Annotated in this window: 15 protein-coding genes; 14 read left to right on the top strand and 1 reads right to left on the bottom strand. The window is 64.0% G+C overall.

Annotated features, from left to right (window positions below):
- Nucleotides 1–44 precede the first annotated feature (44 nt).
- A complete protein-coding gene (locus DM374_RS26990) occupies nucleotides 45–1,151 on the bottom strand; it encodes a 2-aminoethylphosphonate--pyruvate transaminase (protein WP_110972638.1) in 1,107 nt (368 codons plus the stop codon).
- 109 nt (nucleotides 1,152–1,260) lie between these two features.
- On the opposite strand from DM374_RS26990, the gene DM374_RS26985 reads away from it, so the two are divergent.
- The 14 genes from DM374_RS26985 (at nucleotide 1,261) to DM374_RS26920 (ending at nucleotide 23,694) form a co-directional block, all read left to right on the top strand.
- On the top strand, nucleotides 1,261–2,124 hold the full coding sequence (locus DM374_RS26985) for a LysR substrate-binding domain-containing protein (protein WP_110972637.1): 864 nt from the start codon (nucleotides 1,261–1,263) through the stop codon (nucleotides 2,122–2,124).
- 91 nt (nucleotides 2,125–2,215) lie between these two features.
- Nucleotides 2,216–3,205: an AraC family transcriptional regulator gene (locus DM374_RS26980; protein WP_110972636.1), complete on the top strand. Its 990-nt coding sequence runs from the start codon at nucleotides 2,216–2,218 to the stop codon at nucleotides 3,203–3,205.
- A gap of 89 nt (nucleotides 3,206–3,294) precedes the next feature.
- The gene (locus tag DM374_RS26975) at nucleotides 3,295–7,842 is read left to right on the top strand and encodes an NEL-type E3 ubiquitin ligase domain-containing protein (RefSeq protein ID WP_110972635.1); all 4,548 of its coding nucleotides are present in this window, start codon (nucleotides 3,295–3,297) and stop codon (nucleotides 7,840–7,842) included.
- A gap of 146 nt (nucleotides 7,843–7,988) precedes the next feature.
- The gene (locus DM374_RS26970) at nucleotides 7,989–9,641 is read left to right on the top strand and encodes an AMP-binding protein (RefSeq protein ID WP_110972634.1); all 1,653 of its coding nucleotides are present in this window, start codon (nucleotides 7,989–7,991) and stop codon (nucleotides 9,639–9,641) included.
- A 10-nt stretch (nucleotides 9,642–9,651) separates the two neighbouring features.
- Entirely contained in the window at nucleotides 9,652–10,419 is a 768-nt protein-coding gene (locus DM374_RS26965) for an SDR family NAD(P)-dependent oxidoreductase (RefSeq protein ID WP_110972633.1), read from the top strand.
- A 15-nt stretch (nucleotides 10,420–10,434) separates the two neighbouring features.
- Complete coding sequence (locus DM374_RS26960) at nucleotides 10,435–11,628, top strand: acetyl-CoA C-acyltransferase (protein WP_110972632.1); 1,194 nt, start codon at nucleotides 10,435–10,437, stop codon at nucleotides 11,626–11,628.
- Between the two features lie 8 nt (nucleotides 11,629–11,636).
- Entirely contained in the window at nucleotides 11,637–12,764 is a 1,128-nt protein-coding gene (locus tag DM374_RS26955) for an acyl-CoA dehydrogenase (RefSeq protein WP_110972631.1), read from the top strand.
- Between the two features lie 14 nt (nucleotides 12,765–12,778).
- Nucleotides 12,779–13,552, top strand: a complete 774-nt coding sequence (locus DM374_RS26950) for an enoyl-CoA hydratase (protein WP_110972630.1) — start codon at nucleotides 12,779–12,781, stop codon at nucleotides 13,550–13,552.
- A 78-nt stretch (nucleotides 13,553–13,630) separates the two neighbouring features.
- Nucleotides 13,631–18,214: a dermonecrotic toxin domain-containing protein gene (locus DM374_RS26945; RefSeq protein ID WP_110972629.1), complete on the top strand. Its 4,584-nt coding sequence runs from the start codon at nucleotides 13,631–13,633 to the stop codon at nucleotides 18,212–18,214.
- Nucleotides 18,215–18,446: 232 nt separating this feature from the next.
- Nucleotides 18,447–19,967 (top strand): acetaldehyde dehydrogenase ExaC, encoded by a 1,521-nt coding sequence (gene exaC, locus DM374_RS26940; RefSeq protein WP_110972628.1) that lies wholly within the window; start codon nucleotides 18,447–18,449, stop codon nucleotides 19,965–19,967.
- A gap of 111 nt (nucleotides 19,968–20,078) precedes the next feature.
- Nucleotides 20,079–20,150, top strand: coding sequence for a pyrroloquinoline quinone precursor peptide PqqA (gene pqqA, locus DM374_RS26935; protein ID WP_009394664.1), 72 nt, complete (start codon nucleotides 20,079–20,081; stop codon nucleotides 20,148–20,150).
- 117 nt (nucleotides 20,151–20,267) lie between these two features.
- A complete protein-coding gene (ercA, locus tag DM374_RS26930) occupies nucleotides 20,268–21,383 on the top strand; it encodes an alcohol dehydrogenase-like regulatory protein ErcA (RefSeq protein ID WP_110972627.1) in 1,116 nt (371 codons plus the stop codon).
- Nucleotides 21,367–23,034 (top strand): PAS domain-containing hybrid sensor histidine kinase/response regulator, encoded by a 1,668-nt coding sequence (locus tag DM374_RS26925; protein WP_110972626.1) that lies wholly within the window; start codon nucleotides 21,367–21,369, stop codon nucleotides 23,032–23,034. Before ercA ends, DM374_RS26925 begins: the two co-directional genes overlap by 17 nt.
- 255 nt (nucleotides 23,035–23,289) lie before the next feature.
- Nucleotides 23,290–23,694 carry a TraR/DksA family transcriptional regulator gene (locus DM374_RS26920; protein WP_110972625.1) on the top strand — a complete coding sequence of 135 codons (405 nt, stop codon included), beginning with the start codon at nucleotides 23,290–23,292 and terminating at the stop codon, nucleotides 23,692–23,694.
- Nucleotides 23,695–23,848: the final 154 nt, after the last annotated feature.

Below are 23,848 nucleotides of genomic sequence, written 5' to 3'. Positions count from 1 at the left end.
GATTCCTTGATCGTTCAAGCGGCAAATTCAGTGAGGGTGATGAATCAGATATCCACGACTTCCATTTCCCGCAGCACTTCGGCCACGGCGTTCACGGCGGCACGCATGCCGTCCGGTCCGACGCAGCCGATGCAGCCGACGCGGAAGGTCTCGACCTTGGTCAGCTTGCCGGGGTAGAGGATGAAACCCTTGGCCTTGACCCGTTCGTAGAAGTCCTGGAACTGGTAGCGGCTGTCGCGGGGGGCATGGAAGGTGACGATGATCGGCGCCTGAATCGCCGGCGGCAGAAAGCTGCGCAGGCCCAGCCTCGCCATGCCGTCGAGCAGTGCAGCGCAATTGTCGGCGTAGCGCTGGTGACGGGCGGGCAGGCCGCCTTCCTCGCGGTATTGCCGCAGCGCTTCGTGCAACGCGGCGACCACGTGGGTCGGCGGGGTGAAGCGCCATTGGCCGGTCGTGCTCAGGTAGGCGTGCTGGTCGTGCAGGTCCATCGCCAGGGAGTGGCTGTTGCCTTCGGCGGCGGCCAGGGCGTTTTTCTCGGCGAAGACGAAGCCCATGCCCGGCACGCCTTCCAGGCATTTGCCCGAGGCGGCGATCAGGGCGCTGAACGGCACCTGCGCGGCGTCGATCGGCAGCGCGCCGAAGGAACTCATGGCGTCGATGATCAACTGCTTGCCGTGGCGGGCGACGACTTGGGCGATCTCTGCCAGCGGGTTGAGGATGCCGGTGCTGGTTTCGCAGTGGATCAGCGCGACGTGGCTGATGCCGGTGTCTTCGCGCAGCAGACGGTCGACGTCGGCGGCGGTGGTCGGTTCGTCCTCTGCGGTCTGGAAGGTGCTGTAAGCGCGGCCCAGCACCTTGCAGATCCTGGCCAGGCGCTGGCCGTAAGCGCCGTTGATCAGCACGAGCACCTTGCCGTCGCGAGGCACCAGGGTGCCGATCGCTGCTTCCACGGCGAACGTGCCGGAGCCTTGTAGCGGCACGCAGTGGTGGCTGGCGTGGCCGTTGAGGATGGTCAGCAACTGCTCGCAGAGGCTGGCGGTCAACTGGTTGAAGTCGCGGTCCCAGGAACCCCAGTCCATCATCATGGCCTGGCGGGTGCGCGCCGAGGTGGTCAGGGGGCCGGGGGTCAGCAGGACAGGAGCGTCGGACATGTGGGTTCTCGCTGGCGGTGGGCAGAATCTATGGGCGCTACGTTGCAATCCGGCGCCTCATCAATCAAATTGTTTGTTGTTATGCCAGCCATAAGTCAGGCCGATAGATATGAACCTGTTCCAGCTCCGTGCCTTCGATGCCGTCGCCCGCGAAGGCAGCTTCACCCGCGCCGCCAGCCGCTTGTTCATCAGCCAGCCGGCGGTCACCGGCCACGTCAAGGCGCTGGAGGAGCACTACCAGATCACCCTGTTGCGCCGCACTGCGCGGCGGGTCGAACTGACCGAGGAGGGCATCCGTCTGGCGGCTATCACCCGTGCCCTGTTCAGCCTCGCCGAAGAAGCCCAGGCCATGCTCGAAGCCAACCGGCAGTTGCTCACCGGGCGTCTGGAAGTGGCTGCCGACGGGCCGCACCGGGTCATGCCGATGCTGGCGCTGTTGCGCGAACGTTACCCGGGCATCACCGTCAACCTGCGTCTGGGCAACGCCCAGGAAACCCTCGCCGCGCTGCTCTCGGAACACGCCGACGTGGCGGTGCTGACTGAGGTTGAGCCGCGCAAGGGCCTGTACCTGCAACGCCTGTCAGCGTCGCGGGTCTGCGCCTTGCTGCCGACCGCACATCCCTGGGCCGACCGCCAAGAGGAGCTGCCGCTGGCCGAACTGGACCGGCAGATCATGGTCCTGCGCGAGCCCAGTTCGATTACCCGGCGCACCTTCGACCAGGCCTGCGCCGAGGCCGGAATACAGCCGCGCGTGCTGCTGGAACTGGACAGCCGCGAGGCAGTGACCGAGGCGGTGGCGGCGCACCTGGGTATCGGCATCGTCTCCTCGGCGGAACTGAGCCATGACCCACGGGTAGTGGCGCGGCCGATCGAGGGCGCCGGGCTGGTCAATCAGCACATGCTCGGCTGCCTGGAGCGTCGTCGGGAGTTGCGTCTGATCCGGGCGTTTCTCGAACTGGCCGGCCAGGACTGAACACTGGTTTTTTTCGTGTGCCGGCCTAAGATGCCGGTCAAACAAGACTCAAGGCGAAACAGTGTTGAAAACGGAGAAAGACACCATCTCCATGCAACTGGTGCGTGAAGCGCTGTTGCAGAGTTGCCCCCCCGGCGCGGCCACCGCCGAGGTATTGGGCCGTGTCGGTATCGACCCGGCACACCTCGCACTGGCCGACGCCCGCGTCCCGGCCAGCGCCTATGCGCAGCTCTGGCGCTTGCTGGCGCGGCGTTGCAACGATGAGTTCTTCTGCATGGACCCCCGCGGACTGCGCAGCGGCAGCATGGCCTTTCTCTGCCGCTCGTGCATGGCCCAACCCACGGTGGGCGCGGCGCTGGCCTCGGCGCTGGAATTCCTCACGCTGATGTTCGAACACCTGCACCCGGTGCTGGTGCGTCAGCAGAGCGTTGCCGAGATCGTCATCGGCGAGCCGCACCAGGACCCGCGCCGCCCCTTCACGTATTTCACGTTCTGGATGATCGTCCACGGCGTGGCGTGCTGGCTGGCCGGGCGGCGCATTCCGATCCTGGCCATCGAGTTGCGCTGCGCCGAGCCGGATTTCTGCGATGACTACCGGGTGATGTTTTCCCAGAACCTGCAATTCGATCGCCCGCGCACGCGGATGATTTTCGCCGCCGATTGCCTGGACCTGCCGGTGCGCCGCAGCGCCGAGGAATTGCAGCGTTTTCTGGCCGAGGCGCCCGGCAATATCCTGGTCAAGTACCGCGACCCGGCGAGCCTGGCGCGGCGGATCAAGGATGACCTGCGCCGGTTGCCTGCCGCCGACTGGCCGGAAACCGAAGCCCTGGCCCAGCGCCTGTGCATCTCCGCCTCGACCCTGCGCCGGCGCCTGGCCGACGAAGGTCAGACTTATCAGGCGCTCAAGGACAGCGTGCGCAAGGAACTGGCGATCGGCTGGCTGGCACAGGCCGATATCAGCTTCGTCGAGATTGCCGAGCGCCTCGGTTTCGCTGATACCAGTTCTTTCTACAAGGCTTTTCGCAAGTGGTCGGGGAGCAATCCGGGGCACTACCGCAATCTGGTCCTTGCCAGCGGTTGAGGGAGGCGGGCATCGTCCGGGGCTGTTTCCCGCTGATGATGGGCGGAAGAGATTCTTAGGCTGTCGGCTCTCACCGAGGAGCCCTACCCATGCCATCTTCCACCCCGCTTATTTCATCCCGGGATGCCGCAGCGACACTGCACGACAACGCTGCCATCGACCGCTTCATCGCATCCAACGCTCCGCAATGGCTCAAATCCGCTTCCGTGGAAAGACTCGATCAGTTGCAGGCCAGCCTTGCGGCGCATCAGATCCTGCAAGGGCGAGTGTCCCGCCTGCTGGAGCCGATCCAGGCAATCGAGGCGTTCGTCACGCCCCGGGTACAGAACGCCGTGGCGGAAGAAGCGGGTGTGGCGCTGGATCTTCGCCAGTCGTTGTGGCGCGATATGCGGTTGCGGGTGTCGCGCCCGCTGTTTCCGGTGACCGACGTCGACCTGCCTGTCTTCAGGCTCTATTCCCAGGACAGCAGCCTGCTGCTTCGCGTGCTGCAGAACTTCACCGAGGCCCAGGCCAAGGCCAGCAACTATTACCCCGGCGCAGGAGTTGTCCAACGGGGGAAGATGCTCGATCTGCCCCCGGAGCGCCTGGCCGATATATGTCGTCGCCTGGACCTGGGCAAACAGTACCAGGAACACTTGGATACCCTGCTGCAGCCAGCCGAGAGCCAGGTGCTGCAACAGGTGCGCCATCTCCTGACCGAGGACATGCGCTGCACATTGGCCGCGCACGCTCACAGCGCTGCTCTGAAAGGCCACATCGACGAGGATGTCATGGAAGGCTTGCTGGCGCTGGCCGCTGCCGATCCGGGCGCGGACCCGGCACAGTTGCCCCTGCGCTGTCGCACACTTGAGGTACTGGGCGTTGTCGTGCCTGGCATCCTGGTCTTCGAAGCCCGTGAACAGTGTTTGCCTGGTGCTGTTCGCGAGCACAGCGTGGCACCCGCGCGACAACAAGTGGTTGTCTACTGGCCGAATGACCCGCATCAGGCTTTGCGCCAGCATGCCTCCTGGTATGCGCTGGCCACAGACCTGGGAAACGACCTCAAGAACAGCCGCTACCGGGAGCGTTTCACTCATCAGCTAGCCCAGGATGACCGGCTGGGCTTCATCATGAAGCTTTCTTCGCGTCTGGAGGCCGCTCGCCCGGAACTGGAGGTGGCCGGGCTGGCGGCGGAAAACGTGGTGTTCGGTCGTCTGGTGCAGGCCCGGATCACTCGGCTCAAGGCCGATGCCGCAGCCTTGGTGGTGCCAACGGCGGCAGTGGATCTGGAGGTTTACCAGCAACGCGTCCAGGCGCTGGAGTCGGCCGGCATGTCGGTGCTGATGTCGGCCGCGTCGTTCTTGCCATTGATCGGTGAGTTGATGATGGTGAACCTGGTCAGGGAAATGCTCGGTGACGTCTACGAGGGTGTGCAGGAGTGGCGTCAGGGACATTGCGAAGAGGCGCTCGATCACATGCTGGGCGTCGTGCGCGACCTGGTGCTGACGATGCTCGGGTCGGTGGCAGCGGTGACGGTTGTGCGGACCTTGCAGCGCAGTGAGTTCATCGGACGGCTGCTACCTGTGCTTCGGGCCGATGGTTCCCTGCGCCTCTGGCTCGCGGACCTGTCCGCATATGCCTTGCCGCTGACGTCGCTGCCATTCCCGCACCAGCGCGATGTCGACGGCCTGATCCGTATGCAAGGCCGCCAGTGGTGGCGCCAGGACAACCGGGTGTTCGAAGTCCGGCAGGACTCGGCCAGCGGTCGCTGGCTGATTCTTCATCCCAGCCGCCCGGACGGCTACTCGCCGGTGTTGAACGGAAACGGCCATGGCGCCTGGTGGTTGCCCGGTGAGCATCCGTTGCAATGGCAGGGCACTACCCACCTGTTGCGGCGGCTGCTGCCCGGTACGGAAGGTATCAGCGATGTCGCCTGTGAGCAGGCGGTCACAGTGGCCGGAGGCAATGAGGCGATGTTGCGTGGTCTGTTGGTAGAGCGTCGCCCTGCACCGGCGGCCTTGCGCTATACGCTGGAGCGGTTCGTCCTGGATGCACGGATCGACACTTTCTTCGCACATTTGCAGGGGGGGCAGTCGATGGAGTCGCTGGACCCTGAACTGTGCGGTTTCGTGCGAGCACTGCGCAATCGACCGCACGCTTCGCCGGCCGAAGAGCTGGCTGCCTGGCAGGCAGAAGAGGCATCGCTGCGGGCATCGCTGTTCGACCACATCGTTACCCGGCCATCGTCGACGCTCGACAGCCGCGAAAGCTTGCTGCGTCGCGATTTCCCCGGCCTGCCCGTGCAGCATATCCAGGTGTTGATCGACGAAGCGGGGCGGGAGGCGCTGCTGTCCATGGACGATCATGCACGGGTCCCCCTGGCCATGGCCGAGCGCGCTCGCCAGGCATTGAGCGAGGTGCGCATCAGCCGTGCGCTGGAAGGTTTCTGCCTGCATAACACCTGCAGCGACCTCAGTGTGCGCCTGGCCTTCGGTTTGTTGCGCCATCTGTCTGGCTGGCCCGAGGGCCTGAGTTTCGAATTGCGCGAGGGAGGGGTGAGCGGCAGGACAATAGAGCGGCTGCTGCCGCTGTCCGACACTCGGGAGGTACGGGTTCTGCTGCGCATGGGGGCGCAGTTCGAAGTGCTCGATGAGCAAGACTATGCAGCCAGTCAGGGCCGCCTTGGCAGCCTGTTCGAGGCGATCGTGGAGGGGCTGGGGCCGGACCACGCCCAGGCCTTGGGACTGGAGACGACCGATGCGGGTGAGCGCTTGCGCCAACTGCTGCTCAACCGTGCCATTACCGAGCGCCAACGCTTGCCCATGTTGCTCGGCATTACCCCTCGCCCCGGGCTGTTCAATCCCTTGCAGCGCACGATCGATGGTCGTCCTGGCTATTTGCTCAGCGGTCGCGGGGCTGTGGGCCGGACATCGCTGACCAGTATGGTCAGGTCACTGTTCCCGGGCTTCGATAACTATGAAGTGGACGCCTTCCTTGAACAGATCGGCGGAGCGCAGGGTGACGCCATGAGCGAGTTGCTGCGCTACCAGCGTTCGCTGCACTGCCTGGAGGAAAACCTGTACCGCTGGCAAATGCAGGCGACCGTCCAGCAGGCCAGCGGTCGCCGCCGGGTCATAGAGGAAATCCGCCGTTGCTGGAGCCGCCAGACTGCGCCGATGTTTGGTCATGACGGCGCTGTGCTGGGGTACCGCTTGAACCTTGGCTATGTGGCGACCGGGGACCTTCCAGAACTGTCGGCCGAGATCGATTTTTCCCATGTGGTCGAGCTGACTTTGCCTGACGCGCAGCAATCGCAGCGTTTGAGCGGATTTCTGCAGCGCTTCACCCGCCTGCGCTGGCTCGACCTGAGCGGGAATGCCTTGACCGACATTCCCCAGGCCATTGGCAATATGAGGGATTTGCGGCAACTGGTCCTGGAAAGCAACCTGATCCGCATCAGCAGCATGGGTCAACAAATCCTCTCATCGCTGGGAAATCTGGAGACGCTCTCCCTCGATCATAACCCGCTGACTGTACCGCCGGACCTGAGCCAACTGCCACGCTTGCAGCGTCTGGGCCTGCGCCAGACACGGCTGCGCAGCCTGCCACCGGGGCTGTTGACCCGGCCTTTCCTGGAAATGGCGGATTTGCGCGGCAATGAACTGGAAACATTGCCGCAGGCTTTCTTCGAGTCGCCCGCGCAGGTCCGTAATGCACTGCTGTTGCAGGGGAATGCGTTCTCACCGGAGATACGCTCGCGGCTGTGGGACACCACCGGCGAAATGCCCGTGCTGGGCGAGTCGTTGCGCCAGCGTTGGCTTGAGGACTCCCAGGGCGAGGTTCTGCAGGAGCGCAGTGCACGCTGGGACCGCCTGCTGGCCGAACCCAACTCCAGTGACTTCTTCGCATTGCTGGGGCGTTTGCTGAATACGGCTGAGTACCGTCTGGCAGGCGCCGACCTGCGCATTCGCGTGTGGCGCATGTTGAATGGTTGTGTGGAAAGCACCGAGCTGCGGCAAAACCTGTTCGACCTGGCGTCGGGACCGACGACATGCGCCGACAGTGTGGAGTCCAATTTCAGCGTGCTGGAAGTTCGTTATCTGCTGCATCAGGCTCGTTCGCAGGCCACATGGGGCATGCCGCAAGGTGGCTTGCTGCGTTTCTGCCGGAGGCTGTTCCGTCTCGATCGGCTGGAGCAGCACGTGCGCCAGGTGATTGCCGAGCGCTACGCGCAAGGGCGCGGGGTGGATGAAGTGGAGGTCAGCCTGGCCTACCGCACTGGGCTGGCGCGCGAGCTGGAGTTACCCGGCCAGCCAAACCATATGGACTTTAGCCAGATCGCGGGGGTCACCCCGCAGGACTTGCGCGAAGCCGTGACCATCGTCCGGACCGATGAACAGGGCGAAGCGCTGGCGCGATTCATCGCCGGACGCGATTACTGGCTGGAACATTTGCGCGAACAGCATCAGAGGGCGTTCACCGAACTGGAGGACAGGTTCTGGCAGCGCCTGGACCAGCTCAGTGGCCAGGAGGGCAGCCTTCCCGAGGGTGAATACATTGCGCGGATGAACAGTCTCGGCGCCGCGCGCACTACGGCGCTCCAGACCTTGGCGCTGCGTCTGACCGAGGAGGCATTGCAGCAAGACAGCCCAACTTGAGCCGCCCGCCATGGGGCGACGCCTGTCGTCCCATGGCCAAACCAGTCATCCAGATTGACAGCTTTGACCATTGCCCCAACTGAGCGCCAGCGCGACTATCTTCGGACCTTTCGTTATTCCAACAATAAGAAACGAGGAGTTCGGCGATGCGTGATTACAGCGCGGCGGCACGTACCTTCAATTACCCGCAAGCGTCCCGTGCGGCGCTGGCCGGCAGTCTCGAGGCGCTCAACGCCTGTGTCGAATGCTGTGACCGACATGCCGGTGGCGACCGTATCGCTCTTCACTGTGAAGGGCGTGATGGACAAAGCGCCAGTTACCGTTTCAGCGATCTGCAGGCCCGCGCCGCGCGCTTTGCCAATGTGCTCAAGGCCCAGGGCGTCTGCCCCGGCGACCGGGTAGCGGGGCTGTTGCCGCGCACTGTCGAGTTGCTGGTGACGGTGCTCGCCAGTTGGCGTCTTGGCGCGGTCTATCAACCCTTGTTTACCGCGTTCGGGCCGAAAGCCATCGAGCACCGGCTGCACGCCTCGGGTGCCAAGGTGGTGGTCACCGACCCGAACAACCGCGGCAAGCTCGATGATGTCGAAGACTGCCCGACGATCATCTGCGTCCAGGCTGATGCCAGCCGTGGCGATCTGGATTTTCACCGTGAAATCGAGGCTGCCGACCCGCACTGCGAGCCGCTCCTGTTGCCGGGCGAGGCGCCGTTCCTGCTGATGTTCACCTCCGGCACCACCGGCCCGGCCAAACCGCTGGAAGTCCCGCTGCGCGCTATCGTCGCTTTCCAGGGCTACATGCGTGACGCCATCGACCTGCGTCCCGACGACAATTTCTGGAACCTGGCCGATCCGGGCTGGGCCTATGGTCTCTATTATGCGGTCACTGGGCCTTTGTCCCTGGGCCACGCGACGACGTTTTTCGATGGGCCGTTCAGCGTCGAGAGCACCTGCCGGGTCATCGACAAGTACGCCATCACCAACCTGGCCGGCTCGCCGACCGCCTACCGCATGTTGATCGCCGCCGGCGAGGGGTTTTCCGCGCCGATCAAAGGCCGCCTGCGGGTGGTGAGCAGCGCCGGCGAACCGCTTAACCCTGAAGTGATCCGCTGGTTCCGCGACCAGCTGGACGTGACCATTCACGACCACTACGGCCAGACCGAGCTGGGCATGGTGCTGTGCAACCATCACGGCCTGGAGCACCCGGTTCACCTGGGCTCTGCCGGCTACGCGATTCCCGGTCACCGCATCGTGGTGCTCGATGAGCAGCACCAGGAACTGCCGGCCGGACAACCGGGCATCCTTGCCGTTGACCGCGAGCAATCGCCGCTGTGCTGGTTCGGTGGTTACCACGGTCTGCCGACCAAGGCCTTTGTGGGCAAGTACTACCTCAGCGGCGACACCGTCGAGCTGAACCCGGACGGCAGCATCAGCTTCGTGGGGCGTAGCGACGACGTGATCACCACCTCCGGCTACCGCGTCGGCCCGTTCGATGTGGAAAGCGCGCTGATCGAGCACCCGGCGGTAATCGAGGCGGCGGTGATCGGCAAGCCCGACCCGGAACGCACCGAACTGATCAAAGCGTTCGTCGTGCTCGGTAGCGGCCACGCGGCCAACGACGAGTTGGCGGAAATCCTGCGCCAGCACGTGCGCCAGCGCCTGTACGCCCACGCTTATCCCCGTGAAATCGAATTCGTCAGCGAGCTGCCCAAGACCCCGAGCGGCAAGCTGCAGCGTTTCATCCTGCGCAATCAGGAAATCGCCCTTCAACAAGCAGCGCAAGCCCACAAAGCCAGCGCCTGAGGACAGCACCATGCAAATAGCCAACAAGAACTTCATCGTCAGCGGCGCGGCCTCGGGCCTCGGCGCCGCCACAGCGGAAATGCTTATCCAGGCCGGCGCCCGGGTGATGCTGGTGGACCTCAATGCCGAGGCGGTCGCCGCCAAGGCGCAAGCGCTGGGCGAGAACGCCCGCCATGCCGTCGCCGACATCAGCCAGGAAGCCGCGGCCCAGGCTGCGGTGGATGCTGCCGTCGAAGCGTTTGGCAGCCTGCACGGGCTGGTCAACTGCGCCGGCATCGTCGGCGCCGAGAAAGTCCTCGGCAGAAATGGCCCGCATGGCCTGGACAGCTTCAGCCGGGTGATCAACGTCAACCTGATCGGCAGCTTCAACATGCTGCGCCTGGTGGCCGCGGCCATGGCCGAAGGCGAGGCCGATGCCGATGGCGAACGCGGGGTGATCATCAACACCGCCTCCATCGCTGCCTATGACGGCCAGATCGGCCAGGCCGCCTATGCCGCGTCCAAGGGCGCCATCGCCAGTCTGACCTTGCCCGCCGCCCGCGAACTGGCGCGCTTCGGTATCCGCGTGATGACCATTGCCCCCGGTATTTTCGAAACCCCGATGATGGCCGGCATGACCCAGGACGTGCGTGATTCGCTGGCCGCCGGGGTGCCGTTCCCGCCACGCCTGGGCCGCCCGGTGGAATATGCCGCGTTGGCTCGCCACATCATTGAAAACAGCATGCTCAATGGCGAGGTGATCCGTCTCGACGGCGCCTTGCGCATGGCTGCCAAGTAATTGCAGGAGAAGATCATGACCCTCGCCAATGACCCGATCGTAATCGTCAGCGCCGTGCGCACCCCCATGGGTGGCCTGCAGGGTGACCTCAAGAGCCTGACCGCGCCGCAGTTGGGCGCCGCCGCCATTCGCGGTGCGGTGGAGCGCGCCGGCATTGCTGCCGACAGCGTCGAGCAGGTGCTGTTCGGCTGTGTGCTGCCCGCCGGCCTCGGCCAGGCGCCGGCCCGCCAGGCCGCACTGGGTGCCGGCCTGGACAAAGGCACCACCTGCACCACCCTGAACAAGATGTGCGGATCCGGCATGCAGGCCGCGATCATGGCCCATGACCTGCTGCTGGCCGGCAGCGCCGAGGTGGTGGTCGCCGGGGGTATGGAAAGCATGTCCAACGCCCCGTACCTGCTGGACAAGGCCCGCAGCGGTTATCGCATGGGCCATGGCAGGATCATCGACCACATGTTCTTCGACGGCCTTGAAGACGCCTACGACAAAGGCCGCCTGATGGGCACCTTCGCCGAAGACTGCGCCGAGGCCAATGGCTTCAGCCGCCAGGCCCAGGACGATTTCGCCATTGCCTCGCTGACCCGTGCGCAACAGGCGATCAAGGACGGCAGCTTCGCCGCCGAGATCGTGCCGGTGGAAGTCACCGTAGGCAAAGAGAAGGTGCTGATCAGCGATGACGAGCAACCGCCGAAGGCCCGCCTGGACAAGATCCCGCAACTCAAGCCGGCCTTCCGCGACGGCGGCACGGTGACTGCCGCCAACTCCAGTTCGATTTCCGACGGCGCCGCGGCGCTGGTGCTGATGCGCCGCTCCCGCGCCGACCGCCTGGGGCTCAAGCCACTGGCGGTGATCCACGGCCACTCGGCGTTCGCCGACGCGCCAGCGCTGTTCCCCACCGCACCAATCGGCGCCATCGAAAAACTCATGCAGCGCACTGGCTGGAGCCTGGCCGAGGTCGACCTGTTCGAGATCAACGAGGCCTTCGCCGTGGTCACTCTGGCAGCGATGCAGTCGCTGGACCTGTCCCACGACAAGGTCAACATCCACGGCGGCGCTTGCGCCCTGGGCCATCCGATCGGTGCGTCCGGCGCGCGCATCCTCGTCACGTTGTTGTCGGCCCTGCGCCAGAAAGGCCTGCGCCGTGGCGTTGCGGCAATCTGCATCGGCGGCGGCGAAGCCACGGCCATGGCCGTCGAGATCCTGAACTGAGGTGCACCATGCTGGTTAACGACGAGCAACAACAGATCGCCGACGCAGCGCGGCAGTTCGCCCAGGAACGCCTGCGGCCGTTCGCCGAGGAATGGAGCCGCGAGCACCGCTTCCCGAAAGAGGCGATGGCGGAAATGGCCGACATGGGTTTCTTCGGCATGCTGGTGCCGGAGCAGTGGGGCGGTTGCGACACCGGCTACCTGGCGTACGCCATGGCCCTGGAAGAAGTCGCCGCCGGCGACGGCGCCTGCTCCACCATCATGAGCGTGCACAACTCGGTGGGCTGCGTGCCGATCCTCAAGTTCGGCAACGAGGCGCAGAAACAGCAGTTCCTGGTCCCGCTGGCCGGCGGCGCCATGCTCGGTGCCTTCGCCCTGACCGAGCCGCAAGCCGGCTCCGACGCCAGCAGCTTGAAGACCCGTGCCCGCCGCGACGGCGACCACTACGTGATCAACGGCTGCAAGCAGTTCATCACCTCCGGCCGCAATGCCGGGGTGGTGATCGTGTTTGCCGTGACTGATCCTGCTGCGGGCAAGCGCGGCATCAGCGCCTTTATCGTACCCACCGACAGCCCTGGTTATCAGGTGGCGCGGGTCGAGGACAAGCTCGGTCAGCACGCCTCCGACACCTGCCAGATCGTCTTCGATGACGTGCGCGTGCCGGTGGCCAACCGCCTGGGCGAGGAGGGCGAGGGCTACAAGATCGCGCTGGCCAACCTCGAAGGCGGCCGCATCGGTATCGCCGCGCAATCGGTGGGCATGGCCCGCGCCGCGTTCGAAGTGGCCCGCGACTACGCCCGCGAGCGCGAGAGCTTCGGCAAGCCGCTGATCGAGCACCAGGCCGTGGCGTTCCGTCTCGCCGACATGGCCACGCGCATCGCCGTGGCCCGGCAGATGGTGCATCATGCTGCGGCCCTGCGTGATGCCGGGCGGGCGGCGCTGGTGGAAGCCTCGATGGCCAAGCTTTTCGCCTCGGAAATGGCCGAAAAGGTCTGTTCGGATGCCTTGCAGACCCTGGGCGGTTATGGCTATCTGAGCGACTTCCCGCTGGAGCGGATCTACCGCGATGTGCGGGTCTGCCAGATCTACGAAGGCACCAGCGACATTCAGCGCATGGTCATTGCGCGCAATCTTTGAAGGGAGCAGCTTGCATGACGTTCGAAACCATTCTGTTGGAAATCCGTGGCAAGGTCGGCCTGATTACGCTCAACCGGCCCCAGGCGCTCAACGCCCTGAATCGCCAGATCATCGGCGAGCTGAACCAGGCGCTGGACAGCCTCGAAGCCGACGCCAACATCGGTTGCATCGTTCTCACCGGCTCGGCCAAGGCGTTCGCCGCCGGGGCCGACATCAAGGAAATGGCCGAGCTGACGTACCCGCAGATCTACGTCGATGACCTGTTCAGCGACTGCGACCGCGTCGCCAACCGGCGCAAGCCGATCATCGCCGCGGTGTCCGGCTTCGCCCTCGGTGGCGGCTGTGAACTGGCGCTGATGTGCGATTTCATCCTTGCCGCTGACAACGCCAAGTTCGGCCAGCCGGAAATCAACCTCGGCGTGCTGCCGGGCATGGGCGGTACCCAGCGCCTGACCCGCGCGGTGGGCAAGGCCAAGGCCATGGAACTGTGCCTGACCGGCCGCCTGATGGGCGCCGAGGAAGCCGAGCGCGCCGGCGTGGTGGCGCGCATCGTGCCGCAGGCCGAACTGCTCGATGAAGCGCTGAAAGTGGCGGCGGTGATCGCCAGCAAGTCGATCCCGATTTCGATGATGGTCAAGGAATCGGTCAACCGCGCCTTCGAAGTTACCCTGTCCGAGGGCGTGCGCTTCGAGCGTCGGGTATTCCACGCCGCATTCGCCACCGAAGACCAGAAGGAAGGCATGGCGGCGTTCATCGCCAAGCGCGAGGCGCAGTTCAAGGATCGTTGATCCGAGCAAGATGTACCGCCAGGGCTATAAGGGCCGGGGGTGAAATGCGACTTCCATCCAGTACCAGGAAGTATGAGCATGACCCCGACCTTGTCGCCCTACGGGCAACTGGCCTTGAGCGCAACGCTCTGTGGCCCGATTGCCCGTCATTTCGTCCTCCGACCTGGCTTGCGCGAGGTGGCGAGGCATATCATCGAACAACAGTGGCTCGAGCGCCGGATCGCTGGCCCGGGGCCTGAGCAGATAAGGCTGTTCCGCTGGGTCGCGGATAACGGCTACCGGGTTCAAACCCTCGCCGATGCGTTGATCGAGCGTTTTTGCCGGCCAGACTCCCCGCGTCTTTTGAGCGGCCAGGATTTTCTCAGTCTCCAGCCTGGCGCGGAGTTTCCTCAGTCGAGCACGACAGACGTACAGGCTGTGGACAAGCTGCTCAACGAGTGCGGACCTTTTCTGCTGGATGAATACAAGCTGCGCCTGGTGGCCTACTGGGGGCATGGCGCGGCAGGACAGCCCAGCCCATGGAAGTGGCTGGCGTCCTACTTGCAGGAACAGTGCAAGGCGGTTATCGGGCTCGAACGCATTGACGGCACGCTCGATTCGCAGGAGGCCGCGACGGCTTTGGTGGTCGCTCTACGCCCTGAGGCCGACCAGCGCGCCGAGCTGGGAAATCTCGGCGACACCCGTGTCTGGTTGTTGAGCCTGGATATCGGTCCCTGGCAATGGCTGGATGCCGAGTTGGCCAGTGCGGTGTTGATCGAGCGGGAGATGCCCGAACAACAACGCACCCTGGTGATGCTCTACAGCCTGTCTGGCCGCGTGTACCGTTTCGATTCACGTCAGGCGTTGCTGCACATGTTGGCGTTTGGTGGTGAGCGGCGTGGCGTGACACCCTTCGGCCTGCACCTGTACAGCACCCGCGATTCAGTGTTCTTGACTCAGGCGCGGCTGCTGCTCGAGCAACAACTGTTGTTGATTGACAGGATCGCCACTTCGATCGCTGAAACGGAGGGTGATCCGGTCGGGGCGTTGGCCCGGCGTCTGGATGAAGCCACGTCGTTGCTACAGATCTGCGAGGAGAATCAACACAGCCTCTGGCAACTGCATTTTGCTGTGCTGCCGGACTGGCTAAAAACGGCGAGTATCGAGGACCGCAGGGCCTATGGCGATGGCTTGATCGAACTGGCCAGCTTGCAGCAAAGCAGTGGCGGCCGGTCGTTTCTCTACGACATCCAGCCGATCAGCCAGTACGCCCGAGAGCAGGTGCACGCGGCCATTGTGCAGGATCATCCCGAGGCGAGCGCGCTCGACGTCGACGCGGTCGAAGTGGTCAACGATCGGGTTACTGCCAGTGGCAGTGGCAGCGGCGGCAACTTTGTCGCCACTGGCACTCACGAGACTGTACGGCTGAGCCTGCCGCAGTTTGCCCTGGAAAACCTGACGGCGCTGCGCGCCGGGACCGTGGCCTTGCACATGCGTGATGGCAGCGGGATGCCGGATTGGTTGAGCCTGGACTACGCGAAGGCATTGGTGGCCCGACTCGACCTGGGCAAGGCGTATCCCGAGCTGCTGCGGCGCACGCTGCTCGATGACCCGGTGGCGTTGCCCCATCGTCAGCGTTTGTTCATCGAACAGGTGCGCCTGCAACTGCCGCTGCTGGCGCTGGAGAAAAAGCTGCGCGGGCAGGACGGCATCACTGCCATGGGCGTGCAGTTGGTTAACGGGGTGTTTCGCCCGGAGCGCGGCGAGCCGGATGTCGCGCGCCTGCACCCCTTGTCTTTCATCGCGCGGGAGGGCGCCACTGCGGATGTGGCGCACAACGCCTATCTGATCGAACGTTTCGACTTTCATAGTGGCCCCAGCGTGCTGTACCGCCCGTTGCATCGGCAGCCGCTTCGCCAGTTCGCCAGCCGCGAGGCATTGTTCCAGGCCGTGTGCCAGGAAGAGGCGTTACAGGAGGACCTGCTGGCACGGCTGGATGAGCGCGCACAGGCCGTCTACGGTAAGGGCGGGTTCGAGCAGCCGCATGTCCTGCGCTACACGCCCGGCGCGGAGTACGGGCCGTTCGAGGTCCCGCCGCCGGCCAGGTTGGGCGAGGCAACGTTGAGAGGCAATGTACTGGAGCACCTTTATGAGTCTTGCGCGCAGGAATTGCTGAGCCGGGCCGAGGACCAGTCGGTGTCCAACAGCGAGAACCGTTGGGCGGCCTACCAGGAATTGGGCTTGTTGATGTTCAACACCTTGTTGCCGTTGCTCAACGGACCGGTCGCGGTTTCGACCTGGATGGTGCAGGCCTTCGCTGACCTGCAAAGCGACTTGCAGCAGAGCGAGCCGCCCGAGGCACAGTTGATCTCCCACCTGTTCAACCTCGCGTTGATGTTGACGGCCCTCCCGCCCGCGCCTGGCATTCTGGGGGTGGGCCCTGGCATGCCCGAGGTTGATCCGGCGAGGGCTGATGTCTCGGCAGTGCCGCAGTGGAGGCTTGAACCGGCCGGTTCCCCGTCGGGTGACGCATTGACCCAGCTCGATTTCAGTTGGGCAACCGTGACACAACACCTGAGTCAAGCCCAGCGCGAGTCGCTTGCGTCTTGCCAGGTGGACCTGACGCCCGGGCAATTGGGTGTGGCGGTGTCCGATGGCCCTATGGCCGGGTTGTTCCAGTATCAGCGTCGCTGGTGGGCGCGTGTCGAAGGTCATGTGTATGAAGTGCATGCCAGCGACGATGAAGTGCGGGTGGTGGGTGAATCGGGCCAGTTGGGCCCCTGGTTGCGCCTTGACGCTTCCGGGACGTGGCAATTCGACCTTGGCATGCGCCTGCGCGGCGGCATGCCGCTGGGCAGGCGCATCGAACAAATGCGGGTCGCCAACCGGCAGCGCATCACCGAGCTGGAGGGCCGGCATGTCGATCTTCTGGGGCAGCGGCTGGCCCTGAACCTGGTACTTGAAAAAGACCTGCGGGACACCAGCATTGAGCCGCGCCCTTCCGAGCCGTTGCTTAGCCGTTACGCCGATGGTTTGCGCGCCCATAGTCGATTGGTGAAGGAGATCGATGAAAACTATATCGCCTTGAACCAATTGAAGAGCCAGCCGCACTTCAATCAAGAGCATGCCCGCTACCTGTTCGAGCAGGTGAGCAATCGCTCGCAACTGCTCCACGTGCTCAAATCACAGTTGACCGACAGCCGGTTCGGCACCATTGCCATGGAGGTGCGGCGGGGCGAAGGCTACAGCGCTGCGGCCAGGCAAGGTGATTACTACGAAGCCTTGCTGGTCGAGTGTGAAAGCGCCAAGGCACTTATCGCTGATGCAATAACCACATTCGCAGAGATGCGCGAGCTGTGTCAGCAATTGAGCAGAGTAATGCCGATGGGGCCGGGGCTGGTCACCGAGTTTCTCCGTATCCGGCGTTCGGCACCCTCGCTCTGGGCTTGGCGATCCAGTGAGTTCAACATTACGGCGGTGCTTGTTCTCGGTACCGAGAAACGCGATGACTTGGCACTCTACGAATCGATCAAACTGGTGCGCCTGGCCTTGCAAATGCAAATCGAACTGGAGAGCGAGGAGGGTTTCACCGAGCAGGAGCGCATTGCGGTTCTCGACGGCTGCGCGCGCAAGTACGCGATGGCCCGCGAGGGTATGGGCACGGCCTTGGCGGACACCACCACTGAGCCAGGCGGGCGCTGGCTCGCGGGGTTGATCAGTACGCTACGCGTGCTTGAGCAGGATGCCGAAGAGGCGCTCGCCGCACTGATTCGCGCCCAGTCTGGCGACAGCGAGGCGCATGTGCCACCGGCCGATCGCAAGCAGGTGGTGATCAAGACCCGCAACCGCGGCGTGGTGGTCGCGCGGCAGCGCAAGTCGAAGGCGGGCAAGGTCGAGACGGTGGTGGTCGAGCCGCTGGAGAACAGTGAGTTGGCCCGTTTTGAGGAAACCGCCGAACCGGGTGTCTGGCAAATGCTCGATTCCGAGCCAGCAGCCGAGGCCTCGTCTGATCGTCCGCAACAGAGCGCAAGCATCGCCACGCTGCTCAAGCGCAGTGCCAGTCTGCTCGCCGAAGCCGACCGTCAGGTGCGCAAGGCCCGAGCGCAGGCGCGAACCGCCACCGTCGCCGTGGAGATGGAAGAAATCCTGACTCATCAGGCACGGCCGCTTGAACGATTGGCCCAGCAGATCGAGAACAGCCTGACCACCAATAACCAGGTGGACAGTCAAGCGAGCGGGCGCGATGCCGCGCTGGAAGCCAAGGCACTGAGCGACAAGGCCGAGGCAATGCGCGAGGAGGGGCGGCAACTGCGCATCTCGATCAGCAAGGCCCAGCCGCCCACGGCTTCGCGCGTGGCTTATCTCAAGTCACAGGAGCAGGTGGTCATCACTCGTCCCAAGGGCCGCGAAGCGAGCGCGCGGCGTAAGGATCAGCCTCAGGATTACCTGCAGGAATACGTGATCAGTGAGCTGTCCGGTGAGGTGCTGTGGTATGCCCACTTCCACTACGCCAGTCTTGAGGCGCCGCCGGCTGACTTCACCGCCGCCCACCTGAAAACCCGTGAGCAGCGTTTCGATCGCGGGCAGTACCAGTTGAAAACCGAGAAAGACAGCCAGAAGGTGATTCAGATCTACCGCAGCCGGATCGACAAGGCCGCCGCTGGTCTTTTCCTGAGTATCTAGTGTGGCGTTTTGAAAACAGGAGCAAAAAGCGCCACCGCTTATGGACGTGATTGGTGGAGCATCACACTGGACCTGTAGCGGAGCGGGCGGGCGCCCGCTCCGGCCCGTGCAGTAGTACCAAATGAGTAGCCGATCCCTGCCAAGGGCCGATTCGTCACGCCCGCCTGGCTGACTAAGATCGAATCACTGCCTGTCATCAGCGACAGGCGCCGCTCAGCAGAGGCCCTACACCATGATCTACGCAGCTCCTGGCACACCCGATGCCATCGTCACGTTCAAACCGCGCTACGGCAACTACATCGGCGGTGAATTCGTCCAGCCGCTGAGTGGCCAGTACTTCAGCAACACCTCGCCGGTCAACGGCCAGCAGATCGCCGAATTCCCCCGTTCCAACGCCCAGGACATCGAAAAAGCCCTGGACGCCGCCCACGCCGCCGCCGATGCCTGGGGCCGCACCTCGGTGCAGGACCGCTCGAACATCCTGCTGAAAATCGCCGACCGCATCGAACAAAATCTGGAAGTGCTGGCCCTGGCCGAGACCTGGGACAACGGCAAGGCCATCCGCGAAACCCTGAACGCCGACGTGCCGCTGGCCGCCGACCACTTCCGCTACTTCGCCGGCTGCATCCGTGCCCAGGAAGGCAGCGCCGCGGAAATCAACGACACCACCGCCGCCTATCACTTCCACGAGCCGCTGGGCGTGGTCGGGCAGATCATCCCGTGGAACTTCCCGCTGCTGATGGCCGCCTGGAAACTCGCCCCGGCCCTGGCCGCCGGTAACTGCATCGTGCTCAAGCCCGCCGAGCAGACCCCGCTGTCCATCACCGTATTCATCGAGCTGGTCGGCGACCTGCTGCCGCCAGGCGTGCTGAACATCGTCCAGGGCTTCGGTCGCGAAGCCGGTGAAGCCCTGGCCACCAGCAAGCGCATCGCCAAGATCGCCTTCACCGGTTCGACGCCGGTCGGCTCGCACATCATGAAGTGCGCCGCCGAGAACATCATTCCGTCCACCGTCGAGCTGGGCGGCAAGTCCCCGAACATCTTCTTCGAAGACATCATGCAGGCCGAGCCGTCCTTCATCGAGAAGGCTGCCGAAGGCCTGGTGCTGGCGTTCTTCAACCAGGGCGAAGTCTGCACCTGCCCATCCCGTGCGCTGGTCCAGGAGTCGATCTACCCGCAGTTCATGGAAGAGGTGCTGAAGAAGATCAAGCTGATCAAACGCGGCGACCCGCTGGACACCGAAACCATGGTCGGCGCCCAGGCGTCCGAGCAGCAATACGACAAGATCCTGTCCTACCTGCAGATTGCCCGCGACGAAGGCGCCGAGATCCTTGCCGGCGGCGCCAGCGAGCAACTGGCCGGTGACCTGTCCAGCGGCTATTACATCCAGCCGACCCTGCTCAAGGGTCACAACGGCATGCGTGTGTTCCAGGAAGAGATCTTCGGCCCTGTGGTCGGTGTCACTACCTTCAAGGATGAAGCCGAAGCCCTGGCGATCGCCAACGACACTGAATTCGGTCTCGGTGCCGGCGTCTGGACCCGCGACATCAACCGCGCCTACCGCATGGGCCGCGGGATCAAGGCCGGTCGTGTGTGGACCAACTGCTACCACCTGTACCCGGCTCACGCCGCGTTCGGTGGCTACAAGAAATCCGGTGTCGGTCGCGAGACCCACAAAATGATGCTCGACCACTACCAGCAGACCAAGAACCTGCTGATCAGCTACGACATCAACCCGCTGGGCTTCTTCTGATCGCCCGGATAGCTGTGGCAAAAACGCTCCCAAAGTAGCATTCGACCCGCACCGGAAACGGTGTATCACTAAGCGCACCACGACCCCGTGGTGCCAGAAGAGGATGGACCTATGTGGAAAAAGCCAGCGTTCACTGATCTGCGTATCGGTTTCGAAGTGACCATGTACTTCGCCAACCGTTGATCCCTCTTGCGTCGGCCGGTACTCCAGCGGCCGACGCAGCCGCTCCGATGATCGCATTGCATTCCCCCATCTTTGCTTTAGGCTGGCGCAATCCCAAAAAGAACAAGAAGGCGTTGCATGAGCCCGAACCTGAGCCAGTTGCGTAAGTTCGTCTCCCCCGAAATCATCTTTGGCGCCGGCTGCCGCCACCACGTCGCCAACTACGCCCGCACCTTCGGTGCACGCAAGGTCCTGCTGGTCAGTGACCCTGGCGTGATCGCCGCCGGCTGGGTCGCCGACATCGAGGCCAGCCTCCAGGGCCAGGGCATCGACTACACCCTCTACAGCGACGTCTCGCCCAACCCACGTATCGAAGAAGTGATGAACGGCGCCGGCAGCCCGATGGACTGCGCCAAAGGCATCGGCATCGTGGTCGCCCACGGCCGGCACATTCTCGAATTCGAAGGGGTCGACACCATCCGCGTGCCGAGCCCGCCGCTGATCCTGATCCCGACCACCGCTGGTACTTCTGCGGATGTTTCGCAGTTCGTGATCATTTCCAACCAGCAGGAACGCATGAAGTTCTCCATCGTCAGCAAGGCGGTGGTGCCGGACGTGTCGCTGATCGACCCGGAAACCACCCTGAGCATGGACCCGTTCCTCTCGGCCTGTACCGGCATCGACGCGCTGGTGCACGCCATCGAAGCCTTCGTGTCCACCGGCCACGGGCCGCTGACCGATACCCATGCGCTGGAAGCCATGCGCCTGATCAACGGCAATCTGGTGCAAATGATCGCCACCCCGGGCGACATCAAACTGCGCGAGTCGATCATGCTCGGCAGCATGCAGGCCGGGCTGGCGTTCTCCAACGCGATCCTCGGCGCGGTGCATGCCATGTCCCACAGCCTCGGCGGCTTCCTCGACCTGCCGCACGGGCTGTGCAACGCGGTGCTGGTGGAGCATGTGGTGGCGTTCAACTACAGCGCCGCGCCGGACCGTTTCAAGCTGATCGCCGAGACCCTGGGCATCGATTGCCGCGGGCTCAACCACAACCAGATCCGCACGCGTCTGGTCGAGCACCTGATCGCCTTCAAGCACGCCGTGGGCTTCCACGAAACCCTCGGTCTGCATGGGGTCAACGGTAGCGATATTCCGTTCCTGTCCCAGCATGCGATGGACGACCCGTGCATCCTCACCAACCCCCGAACCTCAAGCCAGCGTGATGTCGAGGTGGTCTATGGCGAGGCCCTCTGACCCTCGCGACGAGGCCCTCGCCGGGCTGCTGGGGCTGAGCAACCACACCGTTCGCAAGAGTCACTACCCGGAACTGGCCGCGCGCCTCGACGAGCTGGAGACCGAGCGCAACCGCTACACCTGGCTGTTCGAACACGCCGTGCACGGGATCTTCCAGGCCAGCCTCGAAGATGGCCTGCGTGCGGCCAACCCGGCGATGGCGCGGATGCTCGGCTACACCGATCCACAGCAATTGTTGCTGGCGCGCACTGACCTGGCCGGGCACCTGTTCGTCGGCGGCCAGGAAGAACTGATGGCCATCGCCCAGGAATTGCAGCGCGAGCGGGCGCTGCTGGGCTACGAAACCCAGTTGCAGCGCAAGGACGGCAGCAGCATCGATGTGCTGATGAACCTGTTGCTGCGGCCGGACGAGGAGGGCGTGGTCGAAGGCTTCGTCGCCGATATCACCGAGCGCAAGCAGCACCACGCCCGTTTGCAGCAGCTCAACGACGAACTGGAACAGCGCGTCGCCGAGCGCACCAACCAGTTGATGGAAGCCCGCGACGCCGCCCAGGCCGCCAACCGCAGCAAGGACAAATACCTCGCCGCCGCCAGCCACGACCTGCTGCAACCGCTCAATGCCGCGCGGCTGCTGATCTCGACCTTGCGCGAGCGGTGCTTGCCGGACGCCGAGCAACTGCTGGTGGAACGTGCGCACCAGGCCCTGGAAGGCGCCGAAGACCTGCTCACTGACCTGCTGGACATTTCCCGCCTCGACCAGGCGGCGATCAAGCCGGACCTCGACCTCTACCATCTGGACGAACTGCTCGTGCCTCTGGCTTCGGAGTTCCAGCCCGCGGCGGAAGCTGCGGGGCTGAGCCTGCGGGTGCGCAGCGGCGGCTGGTTGATCCGTACCGATATTCGTCTGCTGACGCGGATTCTGCGCAACTTCGTCAGCAATGCCTGCCGCTACACCGGGCAGGGCCGCATTCTCCTTGGTGCGCGGCGGCGCGGGCAGGTGCTGCGCCTCGAAGTCTGGGACACCGGCCGCGGCATCGCCGCCGATCGCCTGGACTCGATCTTCCTCGAATTCAATCAACTGGATGTCGGCCGCGCCGCTGACCGTAAAGGCGTCGGCCTGGGCCTGGCGATCGTCGATCGCATCGCGCGGATCCTCGAATGCCAGGTGCGGGTCCGTTCCTGGCCGGGGCGCGGTTCGGTGTTCAGCATCGACGTGCCGCTGTCCAGCGAAACCCCGCGTCCGGTGGTCGCACCCAGCGCGCCGCTGCCTGCCCTCGGCGATCCGTTGCCGGGGCGGCGCCTGCTGGTGCTGGACAACGAGACCAGCATCCTGCAAAGCATGGCCGCGTTGCTCGGCCAGTGGGGGTGCGAAGTGCTGACCGCCACCGACCGCGAAGCGGCCTTGCAGGTGCTGGAGGGCAGGGCGCCAGAGCTGGTGCTGGCAGACTTCCACCTCGATCATGGTGTAACCGGATGTGAAGTCGTGCGCGACCTGCGCAAACACTTCGGCACGGCGATTCCGGCGGTGATGATCACCGCTGATCGCAGTGATCAGAGCCGCCGGGCGATGCAGCGGCTGGGCGCGCCTTTGCTCAATAAACCGGTGAAACCCGGCAAGTTGCGTGCGGTTTTAAGCCAATTGCTCGGATAAGCGGGCACTGCCGTGCTTCACGCGGTGACGGGTTATTTGCTATAAACGCTGCCCCCGGCGCCAGAGTTGTCCGGGGCGGGGGGCTTTTCGGACAAAACCACAGTCATTTCTGTTGCCCGTCACGAGGCTCGGCCTTAGACTGCCGCCCCCTGTAAATTGAGTACCAATTGGTGCTTGAAGAATTCCGCTGTGGTGGCACGGCCACCACTGCACCCGATTCGTCTAAATGCACGTAATTTTTTATTAGAGAAATCAATGACAAAGGAAAAGTTGCTGGCCATGCCGGCCGATGACTACATGAACGCCGAGCAACAGGCGTTCTTCACCGAGCTGCTGCAGACGATGAAGGTCGAGACCCACGAGCGCATCGAGCAAAGCCGTGTAACCATCGAAAGCCTGGACTCGCCTGCCGATCCTGCCGACGCCGCCTCGGTCGAAGAAGAGCGCCACTGGCTGGTCAACGCCATCGAGCGCGACCAGCGTCTGCTGCCACAACTGGAAATGGCCCTGGGCCGCATCGCCGACGACAGCTTCGGCTGGTGCGATGACAGCGGTGAGGCGATTGGCCTCAAGCGCCTGTTGATCAGCCCTACTACCAAGTACTGCATCGAGGCGCAGGAGCGTCACGAGCAACTGGACAAGCATCAGCGTCAGGTCTGATTCCTGCGTTTTTGCTAGTTGAAACCCTGGGCCATGTGTCCGGGGTTTTTGTTTTTGGGGGGCTGTGTTTTGAGCTTATCCATTCGATTTGGTGAGGCTGCCTCACCACATCGAATGGATAAGCCCACAAAGCCCAAGCCCAAGAACGAAAATT

It is taken from the genome of Pseudomonas huaxiensis, assembly GCF_003231275.1.
GTDB lineage: Bacteria > Pseudomonadota > Gammaproteobacteria > Pseudomonadales > Pseudomonadaceae > Aquipseudomonas > Aquipseudomonas huaxiensis.
Note: the sequence above shows the minus strand (reverse complement) of the source record. Positions and strands in the feature narration are given on the sequence as shown.

Excerpts from the sequence above, each read along its gene's own strand:
- DM374_RS26990 (WP_110972638.1), bottom strand. The coding sequence starts at position 1,151 with ATGTCCGACGCTCCTGTCCTGCTGACCCCCGGCCCCCTGACCACCTCG.
- DM374_RS26985 (WP_110972637.1), top strand. The coding sequence starts at position 1,261 with ATGAACCTGTTCCAGCTCCGTGCCTTCGATGCCGTCGCCCGCGAAGGC.
- DM374_RS26980 (WP_110972636.1), top strand. The coding sequence starts at position 2,216 with ATGCAACTGGTGCGTGAAGCGCTGTTGCAGAGTTGCCCCCCCGGCGCG.
- DM374_RS26975 (WP_110972635.1), top strand. The coding sequence starts at position 3,295 with ATGCCATCTTCCACCCCGCTTATTTCATCCCGGGATGCCGCAGCGACA.
- DM374_RS26970 (WP_110972634.1), top strand. The coding sequence starts at position 7,989 with ATGCGTGATTACAGCGCGGCGGCACGTACCTTCAATTACCCGCAAGCG.
- DM374_RS26965 (WP_110972633.1), top strand. The coding sequence starts at position 9,652 with ATGCAAATAGCCAACAAGAACTTCATCGTCAGCGGCGCGGCCTCGGGC.
- DM374_RS26960 (WP_110972632.1), top strand. The coding sequence starts at position 10,435 with ATGACCCTCGCCAATGACCCGATCGTAATCGTCAGCGCCGTGCGCACC.
- DM374_RS26955 (WP_110972631.1), top strand. The coding sequence starts at position 11,637 with ATGCTGGTTAACGACGAGCAACAACAGATCGCCGACGCAGCGCGGCAG.
- DM374_RS26950 (WP_110972630.1), top strand. The coding sequence starts at position 12,779 with ATGACGTTCGAAACCATTCTGTTGGAAATCCGTGGCAAGGTCGGCCTG.
- DM374_RS26945 (WP_110972629.1), top strand. The coding sequence starts at position 13,631 with ATGACCCCGACCTTGTCGCCCTACGGGCAACTGGCCTTGAGCGCAACG.
- exaC (WP_110972628.1), top strand. The coding sequence starts at position 18,447 with ATGATCTACGCAGCTCCTGGCACACCCGATGCCATCGTCACGTTCAAA.
- ercA (WP_110972627.1), top strand. The coding sequence starts at position 20,268 with ATGAGCCCGAACCTGAGCCAGTTGCGTAAGTTCGTCTCCCCCGAAATC.
- DM374_RS26925 (WP_110972626.1), top strand. The coding sequence starts at position 21,367 with ATGGCGAGGCCCTCTGACCCTCGCGACGAGGCCCTCGCCGGGCTGCTG.
- DM374_RS26920 (WP_110972625.1), top strand. The coding sequence starts at position 23,290 with ATGACAAAGGAAAAGTTGCTGGCCATGCCGGCCGATGACTACATGAAC.